The sequence below is a fragment of the Halobellus rufus genome, from assembly GCF_000739575.1.
GTDB classification, from domain to species: domain Archaea; phylum Halobacteriota; class Halobacteria; order Halobacteriales; family Haloferacaceae; genus Haloquadratum; species Haloquadratum rufum.
Genome location: NZ_BBJO01000008.1, coordinates 1 through 21,253, shown reverse-complemented (window position 1 = coordinate 21,253; position 21,253 = coordinate 1). Strand labels below are relative to the sequence as shown.

The 21,253-nt window shown below is 55.7% G+C and carries 20 protein-coding genes; 12 read left to right on the top strand and 8 right to left on the bottom strand.

Annotation, left to right across the window (positions count from 1 at the left end; translation table 11 throughout):
- Positions 1-268: 268 nt before the first annotated feature.
- From ACP99_RS04650 to ACP99_RS04630, 5 genes are all read left to right on the top strand, one after another.
- Entirely contained in the window at positions 269-2,266 is a 1,998-nt protein-coding gene (locus ACP99_RS04650; protein ID WP_049985484.1) for a type I restriction-modification system subunit M, read from the top strand.
- Between the two features lies 1 nt (position 2,267).
- Positions 2,268-3,578 (top strand): restriction endonuclease subunit S, encoded by a 1,311-nt coding sequence (locus ACP99_RS04645; RefSeq protein ID WP_156105595.1) that lies wholly within the window; start codon positions 2,268-2,270, stop codon positions 3,576-3,578.
- A complete protein-coding gene (locus ACP99_RS04640) occupies positions 3,575-6,532 on the top strand; it encodes a type I restriction endonuclease subunit R (RefSeq protein WP_049985483.1) in 2,958 nt (985 codons plus the stop codon). The genes ACP99_RS04645 and ACP99_RS04640 overlap by 4 nt, the downstream gene beginning before the upstream one ends.
- A gap of 57 nt (positions 6,533-6,589) precedes the next feature.
- On the top strand, positions 6,590-6,970 hold the full coding sequence (locus ACP99_RS04635; protein WP_049985482.1) for a hypothetical protein: 381 nt from the start codon (positions 6,590-6,592) through the stop codon (positions 6,968-6,970).
- 103 nt (positions 6,971-7,073) lie between these two features.
- Complete coding sequence (locus ACP99_RS04630) at positions 7,074-7,619, top strand: TATA-box-binding protein (RefSeq protein WP_049985481.1); 546 nt, start codon at positions 7,074-7,076, stop codon at positions 7,617-7,619.
- Between the two features lie 12 nt (positions 7,620-7,631).
- Here ACP99_RS04630 and ACP99_RS19830 read toward each other — a convergent pair whose 3' ends face one another.
- The 3 genes from ACP99_RS19830 to ACP99_RS04615 all read right to left on the bottom strand — a co-directional run bounded on the left by ACP99_RS19830 (position 7,632) and on the right by ACP99_RS04615 (position 10,108).
- Complete coding sequence (locus ACP99_RS19830) at positions 7,632-8,606, bottom strand: hypothetical protein (protein ID WP_156105594.1); 975 nt, start codon at positions 8,604-8,606, stop codon at positions 7,632-7,634.
- 2 nt (positions 8,607-8,608) lie between these two features.
- On the bottom strand, positions 8,609-9,760 hold the full coding sequence (locus tag ACP99_RS04620) for a hypothetical protein (RefSeq protein WP_156105593.1): 1,152 nt from the start codon (positions 9,758-9,760) through the stop codon (positions 8,609-8,611).
- A 99-nt stretch (positions 9,761-9,859) separates the two neighbouring features.
- Positions 9,860-10,108, bottom strand: a complete 249-nt coding sequence (locus ACP99_RS04615; RefSeq protein WP_049985478.1) for a hypothetical protein — start codon at positions 10,106-10,108, stop codon at positions 9,860-9,862.
- Positions 10,109-10,308: 200 nt separating this feature from the next.
- On the opposite strand from ACP99_RS04615, the gene ACP99_RS04610 reads away from it, so the two are divergent.
- From ACP99_RS04610 to ACP99_RS04600, 3 genes are all read left to right on the top strand, one after another.
- Positions 10,309-11,292: a hypothetical protein gene (locus tag ACP99_RS04610; protein ID WP_049985477.1), complete on the top strand. Its 984-nt coding sequence runs from the start codon at positions 10,309-10,311 to the stop codon at positions 11,290-11,292.
- Between the two features lie 188 nt (positions 11,293-11,480).
- Complete coding sequence (locus ACP99_RS04605) at positions 11,481-12,251, top strand: ParA family protein (protein WP_049985476.1); 771 nt, start codon at positions 11,481-11,483, stop codon at positions 12,249-12,251.
- On the top strand, positions 12,248-12,736 hold the full coding sequence (locus ACP99_RS04600; RefSeq protein ID WP_049985475.1) for a hypothetical protein: 489 nt from the start codon (positions 12,248-12,250) through the stop codon (positions 12,734-12,736). Before ACP99_RS04605 ends, ACP99_RS04600 begins: the two co-directional genes overlap by 4 nt.
- Positions 12,737-12,759: 23 nt before the next feature.
- On the opposite strand, the gene ACP99_RS04595 is transcribed toward ACP99_RS04600, so the two are convergent.
- Positions 12,760-13,152 (bottom strand): helix-turn-helix domain-containing protein, encoded by a 393-nt coding sequence (locus ACP99_RS04595; RefSeq protein ID WP_081927135.1) that lies wholly within the window; start codon positions 13,150-13,152, stop codon positions 12,760-12,762.
- Between the two features lie 121 nt (positions 13,153-13,273).
- On the opposite strand from ACP99_RS04595, the gene ACP99_RS04590 reads away from it, so the two are divergent.
- Both ACP99_RS04590 and ACP99_RS04585 read left to right on the top strand, forming a co-directional pair.
- Positions 13,274-13,588: a hypothetical protein gene (locus ACP99_RS04590; RefSeq protein ID WP_049985473.1), complete on the top strand. Its 315-nt coding sequence runs from the start codon at positions 13,274-13,276 to the stop codon at positions 13,586-13,588.
- A 942-nt stretch (positions 13,589-14,530) separates the two neighbouring features.
- Positions 14,531-15,910 carry a Cdc6/Cdc18 family protein gene (locus ACP99_RS04585; RefSeq protein WP_049985472.1) on the top strand — a complete coding sequence of 460 codons (1,380 nt, stop codon included), beginning with the start codon at positions 14,531-14,533 and terminating at the stop codon, positions 15,908-15,910.
- Positions 15,911-16,151: 241 nt separating this feature from the next.
- Here the strand turns inward: ACP99_RS04585 and ACP99_RS04580 are convergent, their stop codons facing one another.
- The 3 genes from ACP99_RS04580 to ACP99_RS04570 all read right to left on the bottom strand — a co-directional run bounded on the left by ACP99_RS04580 (position 16,152) and on the right by ACP99_RS04570 (position 19,363).
- Entirely contained in the window at positions 16,152-17,510 is a 1,359-nt protein-coding gene (locus tag ACP99_RS04580; protein ID WP_049985471.1) for a DUF790 family protein, read from the bottom strand.
- Complete coding sequence (locus ACP99_RS04575; RefSeq protein ID WP_049985470.1) at positions 17,510-18,910, bottom strand: DEAD/DEAH box helicase family protein; 1,401 nt, start codon at positions 18,908-18,910, stop codon at positions 17,510-17,512. Before ACP99_RS04575 ends, ACP99_RS04580 begins: the two co-directional genes overlap by 1 nt.
- Positions 18,911-19,066: 156 nt before the next feature.
- Positions 19,067-19,363 carry a hypothetical protein gene (locus tag ACP99_RS04570; RefSeq protein WP_049985488.1) on the bottom strand — a complete coding sequence of 99 codons (297 nt, stop codon included), beginning with the start codon at positions 19,361-19,363 and terminating at the stop codon, positions 19,067-19,069.
- Between the two features lie 173 nt (positions 19,364-19,536).
- Here ACP99_RS04570 and ACP99_RS04565 point away from each other — a divergent pair, with 173 nt between their 5' ends.
- Together ACP99_RS04565 and ACP99_RS20780 are read left to right on the top strand one after the other, a co-directional pair.
- Positions 19,537-19,938: a hypothetical protein gene (locus ACP99_RS04565; RefSeq protein WP_231554212.1), complete on the top strand. Its 402-nt coding sequence runs from the start codon at positions 19,537-19,539 to the stop codon at positions 19,936-19,938.
- On the top strand, positions 19,935-20,132 hold the full coding sequence (locus ACP99_RS20780) for a hypothetical protein (RefSeq protein WP_231554211.1): 198 nt from the start codon (positions 19,935-19,937) through the stop codon (positions 20,130-20,132). Before ACP99_RS04565 ends, ACP99_RS20780 begins: the two co-directional genes overlap by 4 nt.
- Positions 20,133-20,267: 135 nt before the next feature.
- Here the strand turns inward: ACP99_RS20780 and ACP99_RS04560 are convergent, their stop codons facing one another.
- Positions 20,268-21,107 (bottom strand): CPBP family intramembrane glutamic endopeptidase, encoded by an 840-nt coding sequence (locus tag ACP99_RS04560; RefSeq protein ID WP_197052352.1) that lies wholly within the window; start codon positions 21,105-21,107, stop codon positions 20,268-20,270.
- Between the last annotated feature and the right edge of the window lie 146 nt (positions 21,108-21,253).

The window sequence follows — 21,253 nt, the reverse complement described above, 5'->3', positions numbered from 1 at the left end:
TCGTCGATTGACCCTTCGACAAACGGGTATTCCTCTTCCGAGACACGATAACGGAGTACTGTCTGCGTGAAGCTAGCATATTCGTGCGTAACTCTGTCGGTGAACCGTGAGGTATGAAACAGGTCGGAACAGTGGTCACCGAGTCACCGATCTTCGCTTCGGGAGGGCCCGTGTGGGCGAATTGTGTGCAGTGAATCGGCGTCGATAACCGAATTTCTCGGTGAATACTCCGTGGCGTTTATCATACACACTTACCTTCCACCGTACAATGGTCGATAACTTCAACGAGAAGTCGGACTTTATCTGGTCTATTGCAGATCTTCTCAGAGGGGACTACAAGCAGTCGGAATATCAGAAGGTCATCTTGCCGCTGACTGTTCTTCGACGCCTCGATTGCGTAACTGAACGGAACAAGGACGAGGTATTGGAGCGCTACGAACAGCTTCAGGAACAAGGTATCGAGAACGTCGCCCCCTCGTTGAAGAAGGCTGCCGATGCACAGGTGTACAACACCAGTGAGTACACTTTCGAATCCCTGTGTAACGACCCCGACGATATCGCAGAAAACCTCCAGTACTACATCAACCAGTACGACGAGGAGACAAAGGAGATCTTCGAGAAGTTCGAGTTTAACCACCAGATCGACCGACTTGCCGACGCCGATCTACTGTATAAGATCGTCCGGCAGTTCGCCGAAATCGACCTCCATCCCGAGGAGGTCCCAAACGAGGAGATGGGCTACATCTACGAGGAGCTCATCCGGAAGTTCAACGAACTGAGCAACGAGACGGCTGGCGAGCACTTCACGCCGCGGGAAGTGATCGAGCTGATGGTCAACCTCTCCTTCCAGGAAGACGACGAGGCACTGACCGAACAGAACGCTATCCGAACGGTGTACGACCCCGCTTGTGGAACCGGCGGGATGCTCAGCGTCGCCGAGGAGTACGTCCGACAACTCAACAACGACGCGAAGCTCCACGTCTTCGGGCAGGAACTCAACCCCGAATCATACGCGGTCTGTAACTCGGATATGCTCATCAAGGGTCAAGAGCCCGAGAACATCGTGTACGGTAACTCCTTTACCCAGGACGGCTTCCCGAGCCGGACCTTCGACTATATGCTCTCGAATCCGCCGTTTGGGGTCTCCTGGAAGAAGGTCAAAGACGAGATCGAGCGCGAACACGAGGAAGAAGGGTTCGCCGGCCGATTCGGTGCGGGGACGCCCCGGACCAACGACGGCGCGTTCCTGTTTCTCCAGCACATGTTGAGCAAGATGAGGTCGCCTGCAGAGGGTGGCTCTCGGATCGCCATCGTGTTCAACGGCTCGCCGCTGTTCAACGGCGGCCCGAACAGCGGAGAATCAGCCATCCGACGCTGGATCCTCGAAAACGACTGGCTGGAAGGCATCGTCGGCCTGCCCGAGAACCTCTTCTACAACACGGGCATCCGGACCTACATCTGGGTGCTCTCGAACGACAAATCCGAGAAGCGCGACGGCGTCGTCCAGCTCATCGACGCCCAAGATCTGTACGCCGAGATGGACGAGAGTCTCGGCGAGAAGCGCCACGAACTGACACCGGAGCACATCACCGAGATCTCCCGCATCTTCGGCGACCTGAAGGCGAACGGCCGCTCGAAGGTCGTCCCCACTGAGGAGTTCGGCTACCGCCGCATCGTCATCGACCGGCCGCTACGGATGAGCTTCCGGGCGACCGAGGAGCGCATTGAGAGCCTCGACGACGAGCGCGCGTTCACGAACCGTGACGAGGACGTACAGGAGGCGGTGAAGGAGGCGCTCTACGAGTTGGATTCGGAGAAACAGTGGATGGACCGCGACGAGTTCATCGACGAGGTGGAACTGACGTTCAACATGCATGGCGTCGACGTGCGTAACAGCGTCTACAACGCGATAGAACGCGCGCTTGGCGATCAGAACGACGACGCCGAGATCTGCCGGGACGGGAACGGCAACCCCGAGCACGACGGCGACCTACGCGAACGCGAACGGGTTCCACTCGGGACAGATCCACGGGAGTACTTCGAAGAGGAGGTCGCGCCGTATCTGGAGAACGCTTGGATCAACGAGAGCAGCAGGTATCACGACGACCAAGACGGGGAACTTGGAGTTGTCGGGTACGAGATAAACTTTGATAGGTACTTCTACGAGTACGAGGAGCCGCGAGACATGAAAGATATCGATAGGGATCTTTCAGAGACGGGCAAACAAATCGTTTCAATTCTGAATGATATTAGTGGGGGAAGCTGACATGGAGAGCGCATCCTCGGAAGGATTCGTCAAGGTAGGCCACATTGCGAGGCTAAATCCAAGTAGCTCCGAACTATCTAAGGTAGATGGCGATACAGACGTTTCATTCATCCCGCTTGATGGATTTGGAGTGAAAGGCGAAATCACATATAGGGAAACAAGAAGTCTAGAAGACGTAATAGACGAATATACGTATTTTTCGGAGGGCGATATAGCAATCGCAAAGATAACTCCTTCTTTCGAAAATGGAAAAGGTGCTGTCTGTGACTCACTCGAAAACGGCATCGGATTTGGAACGACCGAAATACATGTTTTGAGGGCTAAAGAAGGGATTGAACCGAAATTTCTCTGGTATGCACTCCGCACTAAGAGATTTCGCGACGGTGCAGAGGCCGCCATGCGTGGTTCGGCAGGTCAGCAACGTGTACCTAGCGAGTTTATAACAAACTACGAAATACCGGATTACGACCTTGACAAACAACGGAAGATTGTTGATTATATAGAGTCGTATCTATCGAATATCAGGGAGGCCTCTCAGAGATGCCAGTCATTAATTGAGTCTTCGAGAGCTGAAATAGATTCGCTAATCATAGACGTAGTTACCCGTGGTATTGGTGGGAACAGCCAAACAATAGACTCCGATGTAGGCTGGATAGGGGAAGTTCCGGAACACTGGGACGTCGTCCGCACCCGTTTCGTCGCCGAACTCCACTCTGGCCACACTCCCGACCGCTCTAACGACGAATACTGGGAAGACACCGACATTCCGTGGGTCACGACCTCCGACATCAAGCCGTTCCGCGAAGGACGTAAGCGCTATCTCTATGAAACCGAGCACCAGATCAATGAACTCGGGATGGAAAATTCCGGGGCGCATCTCCTTCCTGAGGGTACTGTCTTCCTTTCACGTACTGCGTCGGTTGGCTTCTCCGGTATCATGGGGGAACCGATGGCGACCTCACAGGACTTTGCTAACTGGGTTTGTAGCGACGAAATCATACCGGAGTATCTGCTCTACGTCTTCCGCTCGATGGAACAAGAGTTCAATCGGCTGATGCAGGGTTCTACCCACCAGACGATCTATATGCCCGATATCAAGTCGTTCAAAACTCCGCTCCCACCGCTCGAAGAACAGCGCGAAATTGTCGACCACATCGAAACTGAAACCGAGCGCCTCTGGGAACTCATCGATCGAGTAGAGGAAACTATCGACCTCCTCGAGGAGAAACGCCAGGCGCTCATCACCGCTGCGGTCTCGGGCCAGATTGATGTATCCGACGTAAAGAATGAAGCTAAGGCCAGTCACATATGAGTAAACAGTACGACGAGGCGGCCTTCGAGGACGAGATCGCTGCTGCCCTGCTTAAACGCGGCTACTCACGTGTCCCAAGCGATGACTTCGACGCCGAGCGGGGCATCTTCCCTGACCAGGTTATCTCGTTTGTCCAAGAAACCCAGCCGGAGGCCTGGGAGCAACTGGAAACTGCTCACAAGGGCAGTGCTCGTGAACGTTTTCTCCAGGAGCTGACCAGCGCCCTCGAACGCCAAGGCACACTCGAACTACTGCGTCATGGCCTGCGCACCACCGGAACGAAGATCGAGCTCGCGACGTTCCAACCCAACACAGGAATCAATCCCGAACTGCAAGCTCGCTACGAAGCGAATTGCCTCGGCGTCACCCAGCAGCTCCACTACTCGGCGACGAATTCGAATCTGAGTGTAGACCTCGCACTGAGCGTCAACGGTATCCCCGTCGCGACAGCCGAACTCAAGAATACCTTTACCGACCAGGCAAACAGGGACGCCCGAGAGCAGTACCGCCAAGACCGCGACCCGAGCGAACCTGTCCTCCGGTTCAAGCGCGGTGCGTTGGTACATTTCGCTATCGACCAGCACGAGATTCACTATACGACCGAACTCGCCGGCGAAGACACGCACTTCCTCCCGTTCAACAAGGGCCACGAGAAAGGCGGTGGCAACCCCCCACGAGAGAACGACCACCGCACTGCGTATCTCTGGAAAGAAGTCTGGGAGAAAGATAGCTGGATGGAGATCATCCAGCGGTTCATCCACATCGACACCGAGGAGATCAAGAAAGACGGCATCACCGTCGAGGAAGACGAGACGATCATCTTCCCACGCTATCACCAGCTAGAGTGTGTCCGGCAGCTGGTCGCCAGCGCGAAAGAGGAGGGTCCTGGCGAGGACTACCTCATCCAGCATTCCACCGGGAGTGGGAAGAGCAAGTCAATCGCGTGGCTGGTTCACAGGCTCGTTTCGCTGCACGACGACCAAGACAACGCGGTATTCGATGGCGTCGTCGTCGTCACCGACCGAACTGTCCTCGACGAACAGCTCCGGAACACCATCTACGAGCTCGACCACAAGACGGGCGTCGTTCATCCGATCAAAGGCGAGAACCGCTCGAAATCCGAGGAGCTCGCAGAGGCCTTGGAAGCTGGCAAGCCCGTGATCATCACGACGCTCCAGACGTTCCCGTACGTCATTGAGCACGCACAGTCACTTCCGGAGCGGGATTACGCCGTTGTCGTCGACGAAGCCCACAGCAGCCAGAGTGGCGAGATGTCCGCCGAGATGAAGGGCATTCTCTCGGGTGTCGACGAGGAAGATATCGAGGATTGGGAGGATGCGATGGCAGAGCAAGCGAAGGCCCGGAACAAACAACCCAACCTCAGCTTTTTCGCGTTCACTGCGACGCCGAAGGCCAAGACCTTGCAGACGTTCGGTGAACCCGATGGAGACGGTGGCCATGAACCATTCCACCTCTATTCAATGCAGCAAGCGATTGATGAGGGATTCATCCTCGACGTCCTCCAAAACTACACGACATACGAGACGTTCTACAACGTCGCAAAGGTCGTCGAGGAGGACCCACAGGTGCCCGAGCAGAAGGCGGTGAATGCGATATCGCGGTTCCTGAAACTCCATCCCCACAACGTCTCACAGAAGGTCGAGATCATCGTCGAACACTTCCGGAATCACACGCAGCACAAGATCGGTGGGAAGGCCAAGGCGATGATCGTGACGTCCTCTCGGGCTCACGCAGTCCGGTACAAGAAGTCGATTGACGAATATATTGAGGAGAACGGATACGACCTCAACGCGCTCGTCGCATTCAGTGGGACGGTCGAGGACGATGGTGGTAGCTACACTGAAAAGGAGATGAATGACGGGATCAAAGAATCGGAACTCCCCAACGTCTTCGACACCCCGGAGTATCAGGTTCTCGTCGTCGCCGACAAGTACCAGACTGGGTTCGATCAGCCGCTTCTCCACACGATGTATGTCGATAAGAAGCTCTCCGGGATCCAAGCTGTCCAGACACTCTCCCGGTTGAACCGACAGCATCCCGGGAAAGAGGATACGTTCGTGCTGGACTTCGAGAACGAGCAGGCAGAGATCAAGGAAGCGTTTGAACCGTTCTACGGCAAGACAACCGTGACCGAGGAGATGGACCCACAGCATCTCCAACAGTTAGCCTCTGACCTCGATGCGTTTCGCATCTACGAGCAAGAGGAGGTCGACCGCTTCGCGAAGGTGTTCTTTGACCCGTCCAACACGGGGACGGAAGGTGCCCATGGAAAGCTCAGCAGTATCGTTCAGCCAGCTCGGGACCGTTTCGTCGCCAAAGAGGAGGAAATCCAGGAAAACTTCCGCTCAACGCTCCGGTCGTTCCTGCGGCTGTATAAATTCCAGTCGCAGATCGTCAGCTACGCGGATACCCACCTCGAGAAGCTCTACACCTTCGGCCGGTTCCTGTACAAGGAACTCCCGAGGCAATCGCATGATCCTACCGTGGAATTCGACGATGAACTCGCTCTACAGTACTATCGCCTTGAGAAGTCCGAGGAGGGTTCCATCGGGCTCAGCGCAAACGATGGTGAGGTCAAAGGCCCGACAGAGACTGGAACGGGGGGTTCAGAAGCTGATGACGAAGTCGAACTGTCGACTATCGTCGAGAAAATCAACGAGAAACTGGGGACGGATTTCACGGAAGCCGACCAACTGTTCCTCGAGCAGCTCAAGGAAGACGCCCTAGAAGACGATCACCTCCGGCGGTCTGCGCGCGCAAATAGTCGCGAAAACTTCGCACTGGAGTTCGATGATGCGCTAACCAGCATGTTCATCGATCGAATGGACCAGAATCAGGAGCTCTTCGCAGAGTTCATGGACAACGACGAAGTTCAGGAAGCGATCACCAAACACCTCCGTCAACAAGTATACCAAGAGAGTCAGCCAGGATAAGCTCCAGATTCAACTGACAGCAATACAGTCAAGATACGACCACGATAGACTCAAACGATGACGAACGACTACACCGTACTGAACGACTGGGCCGGAAGTGGCGAATCGTCGCATCAGGAGATCGCCGAGCAGCTGCTCCCGAGGCTGAAAGAGGAAATGCCCGAAGAGCGGTATGAGGTCGACTTCACGGCGGACCTTCAGCGAGCGGTAATCGACGCCATCACACGGGATCTGTCTGCGAATCTTGCTGGCGAGGACTGGATCGGCATGGGCTTCGAAGAGCCAGAGGACTTTCTCGATGCTGAAGCCGTGTCTGAAGCCATCGCTGACCAAGCTGAATGGTACTTCGAAGACGATCAGACCGGCAAATCGTGGGATATCCTGCAAGTCATTTTTGAGTACGCTGAAGAGTACGACCTCGTTGAGCGGAACGAGTAGCAGAGTAGAACAGCTGGGATGAACTGAGTTCTGTCGCGGTGAACGGGGTATCGACACGTTATAGAGGGCGATAAAAGTATTCTCGACCACGAAGGATTTCACGATGGTACACGTCGTCAATGTCGTTGCGTCGGGTGCCTTAGACGTCGAACTTGATCTCGCGATGGTCGCACGGGAACTCGACGACGTCGTCGACTACGATCCCGAGAAATATCCTGGAGCCTACGTCCGGTTCGGCGACGACGAGCCGTTGATCACGCTGTACCGCACCGGGAAGTACATCATCACCGGAGCGTCGTCGGAAGCCGAATCTGAACGTCTTCGAGAGGAATTTCTGGAGCTGCTGGAACGTCACGGTATTGTTTCGAGTGCTGAGGATGCCTGGTTCAGCATCCAGAACTACGTGTGTATGGCAGATGTGGGTCGGTCGCTCAATCTTTCAGCCCTAGCGATCGGCTTAGGGCTGGAGGTAACGGAGTACGAGCCTGAGCAGTTCCCCGGCCTGGTGTACCGCCCCCGTGACCACGAGTGCGTACTCCTGGTCTTTGCCACCGGAAAGGTCGTGGTCACTGGAGCATCTGATGTGGATACTGCTAGAGATGGCTTCACTCACCTCCGAGAGGAAATCGAGGACCTCCTACGCGAATAATTCGGAGAAGTGCTACTGGTTGGCAGCATCTTCATCATCATCGCCGCCTTCGTCTGGACCCATGAACGAGTCGAGATCCGTCTGATCATCCTCCATCAGATAGTCCTCGACGGACTGCTCGCTAACAGTCTGTTCAATGTCGAGGATTGCTTGCATGTGGTCGACGGTGAATTCGTAGAGATGGGTCTCTTCTTCGTCGTCCACTTCGCTACAAGCATCGACCTCATTCAAGAAGTGGAGCACGCGCTTGATGCGTCCCATTGGGACAGCATGCCTGGGTGCGAAGTGTGATCGGATGTCGGACGCGGAGATTTGAACTGGACCGGAAGCAGCTTGGTGACCCCAGGTGTGGGAGATGGCGACCGCAAGGCACTCTTTTTCCCATGATTCCGTCACTATGAACTCTGTCTTCGGATTCGTCGGGAGATCGATACCGCTCTCGAAGCGGGATTGTAATCGGGTGGAATCGAACTCACCAGTGAGCAACCGCAGGGATTCTCCTCGACCCTGAGTGAGGATGGCAGTTTGTTCTTCGAGTTTCTCTAGTTTTTCCCGGCAGTTGTCCCATTCATTCCGGCACTTTTTGAGGTATTCCTCGTCGATTCCCTCGTAAACGATACAGGTCTCGACCTGATCAACGTTCCCGTCATAGGAAGTCTTCTCTTGAACGTCAGAATCTCTGAGATACGTCTCTGCTCGCTCAATCCCGACACGGTTGCACTCCTCCATCTGCTCGATGTGCCGGTCTTCGATGTTGGTTCCCTGTTTGATTTCGACCAGCAGAAAGACACTGCCGTCGTACAAGAGAAAATCCGGATGTGCAGCAACACCTTCGCGTGCGCCTTCGATTCGGGGGAATTCCACTGGCGCTTCAAAACCGTGCGCAGCGAGACACGGGTTTGCACGTGCGGACAATGCGGAAAAGAATGTGTTGTAGGCCTGTATCTCACGTTTTTGTCGAAGCCAGTGATCCTGTTCCCCACTCATCGTTACTGTCCAACCAACATGTTCTGCTTCTTCTCCAGCGAATATGTCGAATCGAACTCGTCAAGGATTTCCTGGCAGAAGCTTCGGAGACTCAATGCGGTCGTGTTCTCCCGCGCGTAAAGGATGATGTTCGGCGGTTCTAGCGCGATTTCGAACACCTCCTCGTGCTCTTTATCCTGTACGAAGAAGGTATCATCACCCCACATTCCAGCATTGTACTGCAGCCCGGAGAGGACATCCTCTTGGAGTTCTGCAGCGAGATTCGGGGCGTCGTCTCTGTCTGGATCAGTGAGTTCAATCGCGGTGTGGCCATCGATTGCCTGGCTACCGTCGTCGAAGATCGTCCGAGTCGGTTTGTGTTCGACTTCGTAATTGGCGCGGTCGCGTTCCTGGTAATCTTCGGTCAGTCCAAGGATAGTGTTGACCGCTTTTGCTTCGGAGCCTTCCCTGACATTTTCGACGGATAAGTGGCCGTCATTAGTGTTTGCTCCCTGGATCGCGGCAGCGGGGCTGTTGGTTTGATCCCACTCAATTCTGCTTGGTGTGGCATCGAACGCCTCTTCGGCCTTGTCAAGGTCGTTCTCTTCAGCGCCGTGGAAAACGAGCGTCGCGTCTCGTTTCCGATACGGAGCGTGGTATTTGGCGGTGAATCCAGAGACATAGGCATCTTGCAATCCCTCAACGATATCCTCTAAATCGTCTGAAGACAGGTAAAGACGCTCAACGCCCGGGAGATACTGAATGAGCTTTTCGACTGTCTTTCTGCACCACTCCTTTCGTTCGGTAGTCAGAATCCAGAAGTAGCCATTACTTCGGATAACAAGGAAATCGTCTGTTCGCCCTGCATCAGGAGTTGAGATCTGGAGGAACGAAAGGTCGTCATCAATGGATTGTTCGTCGACGACATGGTCGGCAATCCAATTTTTGGTGTTCCGATCGGTGTCGTCGCTGGTGGCAAGATGTTCGACCGTCGTTTCTATCGTTCCAAATTCAAATCCCTGATTATCGAGTAGATAGAGTTTGAGGTCCGTGGTTTTGCCACCCCGGGTTTCCTTCTCCTCAACTTCCTCCTCGGTTTTGACGACATGTTCGATGAAGACACTGATGATATCTTCTTTGTTGTGTCCTTGGAGAGAAGTTGGATCAATTTCCATAGGCATCCCTGAGTAGCGATATGTTCGCTAGCTGTTGTGTGTTGAAATCCACACACAACGGATTTATAACGCTATCTAAGTCCAAGTGACACGAGCAGATCATCGTTCCTCCATTCGAATCCAGATCACGGTTCGTTTACCCGTTTTCTTCTTGCGGATTCGGTCGTTTTGGGCTAGCTGGTTAAAATAGTGTAGTGCCGTTCGGTGTGGAAGTCCGAGTTCGTCAGCGATCTCGTTCGTGCTGTAGGGTTCCAGCGGCTCCATAGCTTCGTAGACGTCGTCGGGTGACGTACTAGCCTGGAACCGACCCTGTTCATCACGTGTACGTTTGAGAGTGGCGTCGCTCATACCTGGGTGTTCACAAAGGAAATGGATAAGTCCTTGCTCTTTGACGCAAGGGATCTATCAAGAAATGTATTAACCAACACAATCAACGCAACGGGTGGTTTTGTTGGTTAATACTCTCAGATCACCGAAGAGCCGCGGGAGACACGGGTCAAGTAAGCGATGGACCGAGATGTTTTCTTTCGATACAACCAAGCACTGCTATGCCCTTTACCGCGAGCTGGCGGACGCTCCTCGAGGAGTGTGATGCCCTTGCTGCGGATGCGACAGTCATTACGCCTCTGTCGGAGACGCGATTCCGCATCACCGACACCCAGGAGCATCGCATCAATATCGAGTTCGTCGATTCGGGTGACCCGCAACCACTGCAACGCGAGCAGTTCGAAACGCTGGCCGAACGAATCACTGACGCTGGCGGCACCTTCGAACTCCAACGACTCCCACCGGACGCCGAACCGTACGCGGCAGTACTCAGCCTGCATCCCCGCTACGAGATCGACGACCGCGAGGGTACGCTCACAGAAACCGACGAGCCGACGACATCCCAACTAATCAAAGGAGCCACTACCCAGTCCGCCGACGACCAGGATGACGCCGCAGACCGCACCGAGCCAGATCTCGATGTCTACGCTGATATGCTGTTGCTGATCGACACTCTCGAACGCCACGATCCAACCGCACTCGAGGACTGTGAGACGCCCGCGCTCATCAATCTCTATACGTTGCTGTCGGACGTCCAGCGCAACGCTGGCGACCTTCGCCAGGACGTGCGTGAGGTACTCCTTGGGCGGCTCCACCATGACCAGCCGGTCCACGGTCAGTACGGCTCCGTCCAGCGGACGAGTCGGCGCAATCGCTCGCTGAAAGACGACGACGAAGTCATCGGTGTGCTCGAAGATGCGGGCATCCCTCGCGAGCGGATCATGGCCGTCGACCGCGAGAAGGTCGACGACGCCTTGGACGTGACCGACCTCTCCGAATCGGCGGTCTACGAGATCGAAGCAAGTGAGTACGTCCGGAAGGCCGACGTCGACGAGGAGCACAAGGAAACGCGGCTCCAAGGGCTGAAAGACCAGCTTGCGCTGAGCGACGATCCCGATGCCGAGAAGCTTCGTCAGGAAGTCGACGAGCTTGAGCAGCGTATCGAGGAGCTGACCGAGTTCAAACCTGGCACCGATATCAGGTGACCACACGAACTGATTTTTCTGATCCGGATTAACCAACAAACCAGACGGAGCGGGAAGATGTTGGTTAATCACCTTGCTCAGAAGACGTGCAGAGTCAAAGCGCGTAGATGAGATACAATGTAGTCAATGAGATCATTGATGTCGTTGAGAGAGCATAGTTTATATGACCTCATTGAATCCATTGAGATATGTCTACATCGACGAAACACGTCGCAGTGTCGAACCAGAAGGGTGGAGTCGGCAAAACCATGATTGCCATCAACCTTGCTGGTGCACTTAACCAACGAGGCCACACCGTCCTCTTCGTCGACGTCGACCCACAAGGAAACGCCACTGAAGGCCTTGGCCTCTCGGAAGTCTATGAAGAGCCTGAACCGAACCTCCGATCAGTACTCGTCTCACAGGACACAGCGTTATCCGAGATCATCGAGACACATCCCGAGATGGATCTCGTTCCTTCAAATATCGATCTGTTCAAAGGCGAAGCGGAACTCGTCACCGAGATGCAGGGCCGCAAACGGCTCCAGCGGGCCGTCGCCGATGTCGACGGGGGCTACGACTTCGTCATTTATGACTGTCCACCCTCACTCCTCGTCTTGACTGATAGCGCTCTCCTTGCTGCACAGAACGTTCTCATTCCCGCCCTAGCAGAATCTACGTCAACCCGCGCTCTCGATATTCTCTTTGATCAAATCGACACGCTCGAGGCCGAGTATGAGACCTCGATCAACGAACAGGCGATCGTTGCGAACCGTGTCGAACCCGATGGCGAAGCCGAAGAGATGATGACGTGGTTTCAAGAAACCTTTGAGCCGGGGCTACCCATCTTCGAGATACGGAAGCGTGTCGTCCTCAAGCGGGCGTGGAGTAATGGAGTCTCAGTATTCGAGCACACCGAAGACTGTGATATGGAAGCCGAGTTCGACCAGCTCGCTGCCCACCTGGAGGACGCCCTATGACTGACGATAAGAAGACGGATCGGCAAAACCGTATGAGTGAACGCTTCGGTAGCAGAGCCGAGCAGAGTGAGTCCGTAGAGGATGAAGAGACAGACACTGAGGAAGTTCCCAACGACGACAATGAAGTCAATGACGTGAATGAGATCAATGAGGCAGCTGAATCAGACGAATCTACAACGTCCTCAACGACATCAAAGAGGTCATCTACCTCAACGACGTCATCAGAGTCAATGGATTCATCGACATCATCTGATTCAAAGACAGTTCGTGAGACGAAGGCACGGACGTTCTACCTTGGAACGGATCGCTTGAAGCGGTTAGACCGGCTCTACAAGGAGATGTCGTTAGAGTACGAGATCGAATTTGAAGAGGATCTCCCGAAAAATAATGCGTTCTACGGTGCAGTAATCGACGCCGTCTGTAACCGGACGACAATAGAAGAGGAGCTCGGACTGACAGACGACACGGAAGAAGAGTCGACGTAGCCACGATCCAGCGGAGTGGTCGCCTATTCGTCGACGACAGTACCAGTATCGCTCTCGATTGTCACGTGTCCAGCCCCGACGGCGTTGATCGCGCTGTTCAACTCGAAAATCTCCTGTGTGACCGGGCTGTCGAGATTGAGTTGATAGCGTTTCCCGTTAGCGACAGCTTGGACGATCCCATGTTCGAGGAGCGTACCGAGATGTGCACGGACCGTGTGGCGACTTACACCTGCTGCTTCAGCCAGTTCGCTCTTCGTGAATTCACGGTCCGAGGCCGATAGTAGGGTATCGATGATGAGGTGAAGGCCCTCGGAGCTATCCTTCATGAGATACAGCCAGCCGCTCGGATGTTCGTAGCGGAGTTCTTTCGTGCTCTGCTCTGAGCTATCTCCCTCAGCGTGATCGGGCGTGCTCATGCTATGGTACATCTATTCCCTTCTCGCGTATAAACTTGTGCATAGAGTTGTTGGTTTGGATTTCCATTGTTGGTAATTCAATTCACCGTTTTTATTATGGAGTGGCTGAAATCGGTAGCGTATGCAGACTGATCTCGCCTGTGCCCTTCTCGAGGCGCTCGTTGCAACACATCAATACGGGCAACCAATGACACAAGACGAGTTGCTTCGAATCGCGTCATACGAGAGTCACCGCGGTGGTGAGGCGAAACAGGTGTTTGCGGCACTGCGAGATCTGCCATTCATTACGGATCAGGGTCAGCGCGGTATCATGCTGGATCATTCTGCATTTGGCCAGCTTGCACAGTATCTCGCGGATACGTGTGGATGGTCGGAGTTCGAGTTACGCATCCGGCTCAAGCATTTCGAAGGGTGGGAGGATCTCGATCTGGAATAGTACAGCAGACCAGTATTTTAGTGAATGAGCCGGTGTCGACGAAGAAGCAAGAGCCCTCGACGATAGAGGTCGGATCAGCTGGCGGCCGGTGAAAATAGGCGCGGTTCAGGACCAACATCACGAACCTCGAGCAACATAGCGAGATGAGACTGCAACAATAACGACCTTGCTTGCCGGACAACACCCCCACCCCGGATTTCAAATGAAATCGGTTCCAGAGGAAGGGGTGGGTTGGTTCGGAAGGGAACTCGGTTGACTACCTGAGAAGGCCAATTGTGTGGTAGCGAGTTTGTATTGTACGATATTCAGGTTTTAGGTTTCGTGTGGAAACCATCTTACTTTTCGCGTTATTATATATTTTACTATAACGGTAAAGTAGTAGTAGTAGTGAAGCTGTGAAAGACCCAATTTCGAGAGTTAGAACAGCTACCGACCACAGCTCGATGAATCCTAGATGTGTGTTTATATACTCTCTGCTAGAACAGCTACTCTGTTCCTCCTCGGCAAGTTACACGCAACACTTCTCGAACGCCTACGAGAGCAGCACCATGTTCCGAATGACTTCGCATTTGCAGGGCCTCTATCCCGTGATTATCCGACTTCCGTGGTAGCGTTCTCTCTCACGCACTGGCTATACGGCGCTTCTACTCTTCGGAGAATTCATTTGAAATCCGGGGTGGGGGTGTACGTACCACTCTAACCGAACCAGACGATACCAAGATTTCATCTGAAATTCGGTGTGGGGGTCGGGTAGTCCCTCCAGTTGATCTGTCCACACGAGAAATCATCCGAAATGCGGTGTTACGCAAACGTGTTCTCAGTGCTGATCGCCGAATTTGGTTCGAGAACGAACGAGAGGAATGAGGCCGGTATTCGACTAAATACGCGCGATGGACGGGACCGAGGGAAAGAACTAAGTCGAATTCATTTGAAATCCGGTGTATGGCTTCAAGGGAGGAGCAGACGAATACACTCGGCGATTATGCTGCCGAACACGGGGCCGTTGCCTACTCTCGCTCCAAGTCTCGCGATGATCCGCTTTCTGTCCTTGACGAGGAAGATCCGATTTTTGCCAATGAAGATCTGCTCCGTATCGACCACATCCCGGACCACGACAAAATCGTCGGTCGAAACGACCAGATCGAAACCGTTGCTCGGCGACTCAAACCGACGATCGACGGTGGCTCTGGAAAGGGCACACTCCTCTTGGGCAAGTCCGGCTCCGGCAAGACACTCGTCACTCGGTACGTCAGTCGTGAAGTCGAAGAACGAGGCGCGAGCAATGACGTTCGCATTGGACGTGCAATCATCGACTGTGCCCAACGCCGTTCGGAGGTCCAGACGATCATTCATCTCTCGAAGAGCTTGAACGATTCCGACAAAACGGGTGTGGAGATTCCACAGTCGGGCATCGCGACAGGGGCCTACTACGATCGTTTGTGGACGGTTATTGACAAACTCTACGACGCCGTTATTGTCGTTCTTGACGAAATCGACCGGCTTGCACCCCCTGACGACGCCCAAAATGTCCCTCCAGAGGAGGCGGATGATAGCAAACTTCTGATGCAGTTGTCCCGAGCCGGTGAAGAAAACGATGTTGAGGCCAGCATTACAGTCGTCGGCATCAGTAACGATCTCAAATACGGCGACCGGTTAGACACTCGTGTTGAGAGTTCGTTCGCTCCGGACGAGATCGTGTTTCCAGCGTACGATGCAAACCAACTTGGCGACATTCTGGACCGACGTCGCGACGCCTATCATGACGGTGTCCTCTCGGACGACGTCATCCCGCTATGTTCGGCGTTTTCTGCACAGGAACATGGTGATGCACGACGCGCGATCGACCTCTTTCGACTCGCTGGCGAAATCGCTCGTGACGACGATGCGGACCACGTCCGCGAAGAACACGTCCGCGCTGCCAACGATGATGCCGAAGTGACACGGATTCAGGATCTGATCCGCGGGTGTCCGACGCAGGCGAAGGTTGCAATTGCCGCGCTCGCCGCGATGGACGAATACACGAACCAGTCTCATTTCAAAGCAACCGAAATGTATCAAGTCTATCGCGAATTCGCCGAAGCGATCGATACGAATGTCCTTGGGCAGAAGCGAATCACCGACCAGCTTCGGGAGTATGAGACGCTGAAAATCATCGATATGACCCGAACGAGTGACGGATATCGAGAGGGAACGTACCTTCAGCTCTCACTGTTGGATGAGGCGAGTCTCTTGCTTCAATCGATCGGCCTCGATGATCGATGCTCAAAGATTCCTATTGATTCCCGAATGCGTCAACGGCTCATCGATATTGTCGGCCGCTAGATCGGGAAGGCTGGTGTTCCTCTCGATTGTTCCGTTCGATCACTGGCGCTACCTTCCGGACTATCTTGAGTCGCTAGCCGTTCCGTTCAGAGCCTGCTTAACCAACATAACCGCCTATTTCTTCCCAGCTGTTGGTTAACAACATACCACATTTCCAGTGAACACCCCTCGTTACGAGTGAGTTCGCAACCAAAGACAGCGACACGGTGCAGGGCATCGGTCGCCCAGTCACTGAACCGGTCTACTTGGAACCAGACGGTGTCTCGGACGGGACAGTAACTGTCTCGGCCAGGTCGACGACGTCATAGACGTGAATCCCGGTTTTGAACCAGAGAACGCGGTCGGCTGTCCGTCCGAACTCTTCACTCGCACAATCCAGGCGCTCCGACACAGCCAACACGAAATTGTCGGCCTCTACCTGTCGAATCTTCGTGAGCTTCGACTCCAGATACTCGGGCGTCCAGAACCCGACGATCTCGAGGATCGCCCGCCGACCGTCAGGATGCTCAATCGCAAAGTCAGGGATCATCACTTCGGCACCGAGGTCGAAGATGTCATCCTCACGGACGAGCTCCCATTCCGTATTCGAGCGCTCCCATTTCTGCGCAAGCGTTCGTTCGACGTCGCTATCGAACTGATCCCCGGTACTGTAGTGCGAATCGAGATTCTCAGTGTGGTCGAGTGTGAACGCGCGCGTCTCGCCGGTCGTTTCGTCGGCGAGAACCTCGGCGGTCATCTCCCAACGGTTACAGAGCGGCAACGCTGGCAGGAAGTTCGCCATGCGAATCCCGTACTTTTGTGATTTCGAGAAGAGTGATGCCGGCCCATCCAGCACGGCTTCGTAGCCAGCGGCCTGATCCGTGCTCGCGACACGTTCGCCGTCGACGTCGATCGGATAAATCCGGTGCATCAGGCCGAACAGCTTCACGTAGCTGAAGACAGCCCCGAAGTGATCCCAGACGCGAATCCGCATCTCTGTGGCGTCGTACAGCACTGCCTGGGCAAGCGCCAGATTATACCGGGTCAACAGCCAGTCCACGGTAAGGTCGGTGTGTTCGTAGTCCGCGTCGCTACTGCCGGTCAACGCGGTCGTCGACGTCGACGAGACGCCATCAGTCGTGTACTGGTCGGCCGTTCGCGTTCCGATCCGAACGAGCCGCGTGTTGTCCTCTAGGTCGGCGTACATCCCCCGATAGCACTCTTCGAGTGAGATCCCCAACTCGTCAGCCACTGCGCTGTACACCTCCAGTTTCTGTGTATCCTCGCCAAGTGTTGGTTGGCGAACGATCGGATACCGTTCGTTGGCTTTCTCGAACAGTCGCTGACGGATTTTGTGCGGGTCGACCGAGGCCACGATCTTGAATTCGCACTCGTCTTTCAGGAGCTTCGCGAGGCCTTGGACGATCTTGTAGTCGGTATCGTTGACGGTCAGCTCGTCAATTGCGTCTTCGAGGTCGCCTTTCGGCTCATCGAGATGGGTCTCGAACAATTGGATGAGCTCGCGCGCTGTCTCACGATAGCGGCCATCAGTCGGATCGATGAACAACGGTCTGATTTCCTGGTCGGTCGTGCGCGACCGAGCGAGGTTGGCCGTTAGCACTACGCGCTCACCCCTTCACGGCGGCGCTGGGAGACGTACGTCTCCATCGTGTCGTCCGTGATAATCTCGTAGAGCCGTGCCGGCTGGCGGTCATCAGTGGGCCGCAGTATTCGGCCGAGTCGCTGCGCGTACTGGCGTTTCGAGGCACTCCCCGAGAGGATGATGCCGACGTTCGCCGCCGGGACGTCGATCCCCTCGTCGAGGACTTGTGAGGTCACCAGCATCGAGTATTCACCAGTTCGAAACCGCTCGAGAATTTCGGTGCGTTCGTTGGTCTTCGTCTGGTGGGTGATACAGGGAACGATGAACTCTTGGGAGATGTCGTAGGCGAAGTCGTTGTTGGCGGTGAAGATGATCGCGCGGTCGTCGTGGTGGCGCTTGATGAGGTTGTCGAGCGTGTCGAGCTTCTTCTCGGCGGTGCGGGCGATCCGCTCGGCGCGTTGCTTGGCGATGAGCGCCCGTCGGCCCTGTGGATCGTAGGACGTGCGCTTGAGAAACTCCGCATAGCCGTCCTCTTTCCAGAGGTCGAACTCGTGGCTGTCGACGTAGTCGCGATAGAGCTGGTACTCCTCGTCGTATGTCTCGCGCTCGTCGGCTGTGAGATCAACCGACATATGGATCGTTTCGTACTCGCTGAGGTACTCGCCGGTGAGCTCGTCGACGTCCTCGCGGTAGACGACCGGGCCGATGAGGTCCTCAAGGAGTTCGTGCTTGCCGTCGGGGCGTTCGTAGGTGGCGGTCAGCCCGAGGCGGTACGGCGCAATCGTCATCTCAGGGATCTGCTGGTAGGTCGGCGCTGGCAGGTGGTGTTCCTCGTCGACGACGAGTAAGCCGAACCGGTCGCCGTACTCGTTGATGTAGCGGTAGGCGCTGTCGTAGGTCGTAACCGTGATCGCGGTGACCTCGTGGCTGCCGCCGCCGAGGACACCAACTGGCTCCGTGAGCTGGTCGCCGAAGGCGTTGGTGAGCGTAGCGTGCCACTGGTTCATCAGATCGATCGTCGGCGTGACGATGAGCGCACTGACGCCGGCGTCGGCAATCGCCTGCAGCCCGAGGAACGTCTTCCCGCTGCCCGTCGGGAGGACGACGCTGCCCCGTCGCCCGTGGTCGATCCAGGCGTCGAGGGCGGCCTGCTGGTAGTCACGCGGTTCGATGTGGAGCGCCGGCGTGAGATCGAGGTCAGGGTAGGCCCGAGCGGTGTCTTCGAGCGCTTGCCCGAAGCCGTCTCGAAGCGTTGCCTGCTCATTGCCGTCCGACCATATACCAGCCCATTCGAGGAGCGCCTGATACCGGTAGGCTTGGGACCGGTACTCGTCGACGCGGTCATCCCACTCTGCGTACGGAACCGACTCAGGAGCGTCGCGAAGCAGAAGGGTGCCGTCGTCGAACTTGAGCTCCATCGTAGCTGTGCTATCCTTGTCGAGTGAGAGGGGAATACCCTACTGGATATTTCTCAGCGCCACACTGCTCGCGGCGTCGGTCCGATGACATCTCACCCGCCGCTTCTTGCACTCGTATTTGTCACTGTTTGGGGCGCTCATTCGGACATCGGCCACTCAACGACGAGTCGTCTCAGTAGCCGTAACCAGCTCATCGATGAATGTAGCGAACAGCGAGTCAGGCTCACGATCAGGGCCGGTCGGCGGCTCCTTCCAGAATTCGACGTCGAATGCATGCGCTGTCGTTGCCGATCCCTCTGTGGCGATCACCATGAGAATCGCCTGCTGATAGATCACGATCGTTCGCTGCTCGTCCACGTCGAGATATTCGATCCCAGCTGTCGCAAGCGCCGTGCGGAGATCCGCCGGGTCGGCCAATCTATAGTGCTCTACCGGCGTATCGTCGCCCGTCATAACGGTCACTACTGGCCGTCGGTACAAGTATGCCCGTTCCTCGTGTTCGCTTGCAGTTCTAGAGTGCGGATCGTTCTCGATAGCGATCGCGACTACAATCTCTCCACCCTCCGCGATCTTCTTGTTCTCCTCGTCCCCCGAGGAGTTACACGAGTGGCGATGGAACAACAACCATGGACCAGACACCCGAAGCGTTCCGCACTGCGCTGTCGTCGGGTGACACCGAGCGCGTGAATCAGGCTATTGATGAGGTCGAGGACATGGACCTCGAGGAGCGAGCCGCGCTGTTCAACGACTGCTTCGAGCTGTGTCGTGAGCTGTACGAGAGCGATGACGGCTATCAACGGCAGTCCGTGATTCGCTTTGCGGCCGCGCTGTACCCACGACTTGGGATTCGGACGGTTGGAGCCGATATCACCGACGAAGCGTTGCCGGGCGAGTGGACGCTCGACGACATCGCGACGCATCGTAACTGGCTTCGAGACTTCTATTTGGAGGCACTCGTCGACGACGACGGGCGCGTCCGACGAGCCGCCGCCAAGGCGCTCAAGGATCTGGCGCTGTCAGCGAGATGATCGAGGCCGACGATGAACTTCAGACGATGGTCGAGGAGTTAGAGGCGCTTGCAGCGAAGCACGACGACGCCACACAGAAACATATCGAAGCGGCCTACGAGAACGTCGCTTTTCACGCAGAAAAGCCCGGGTCGTTGCTTCCTGACGGACTTCAAGAGGCACTTGCACAGGATCTGTCTCGCGGTGATCGGTGATTTACTCCTGGATTATGCTCTGTGGACTCGGCCTGCGCTCTCTATCGACGCTTCGGAATCGGTGGCGTGTTTGACGCAGTAGCCAATCCGCCGATGTATTAACCAACACTGGCAGCCATTCGCTGCTGTTGTTGGTTAAGTCTCAGCGCAATCGGTTTCTTGGCCCGATTCGGTGATGGGATACGCGTAGCCGTGGAGTCCAACCGTCGTCGCGACTCGCACCCGTGTCGTCTCACCCGGTTCGACGTCGGCGACGTGGAGTGTCCCGTCGGCCGGTGTGTACGCCCGATACAGGCCATGTCGATCCGGTTGCGGGCTCCGGTCGTCGACCGTCACCGTATACTCTTCTCCTGGTGAAAACGAGTGCTGCCAGCGCCGCCAGCGCTTCTCGCCGGCTGCCAGCGCTATCGCAACCAGATTGTTGCCTGCATGCACCAGGATCGCCAGCCACCAGAGCCCTATCAGCCACAGATACAGGCTCAGCAATCCACTGACGAACACTGGGAGGGTTCCCCGGCGGTAGCGGCGTGGATTCCGGGTATGGAGGTACGCCCACAGGACTGACCCAGCGACCAACAGTGGGAGTTGAGCGACGCCCAAGGTTACCGCCAGCAGATATGGACCGCCGCGAAACGTGAGTTCCTCGACCACCGGCGCGATCACGACAGCGCGGACGCCTCGCCGTGTTGTTCGACGCCACCACTTGCGTTCCCAGTCGAGTCGGTCCTTGAGATCCGCAACCGTGTACGTCTCTGTCTCTCTCAAGTCGCCTTGGTGATCGCTGCCGAGCGACGCGAACCAGCCGAACGGATGCGTGCCTGTGAGTTTGACAGTCCAGTATTTGCACCGGTGGATGACGCGTTCGAGACCAAGGCTGGCGATAGTGAGTATGGCCCACGCTGCAACGAGCCGTGCTGGGTAGACGACCTGCGTTCCTGTTATGGTCGGAGCCGAAATGCTCGGTCCGAATCCCATATTCAACATAGTACCACCGGACCTGATAAATACAGTGAGTGAACCCCCTCGAAAGCCCTCGGCCGCTCGGCATCCCGCGACCGCGCGAGACTGCGTCTCGCTGGCCCTCGTTCGCTGCGCTCACGAGAACGCCGCTGCGCGCCCTC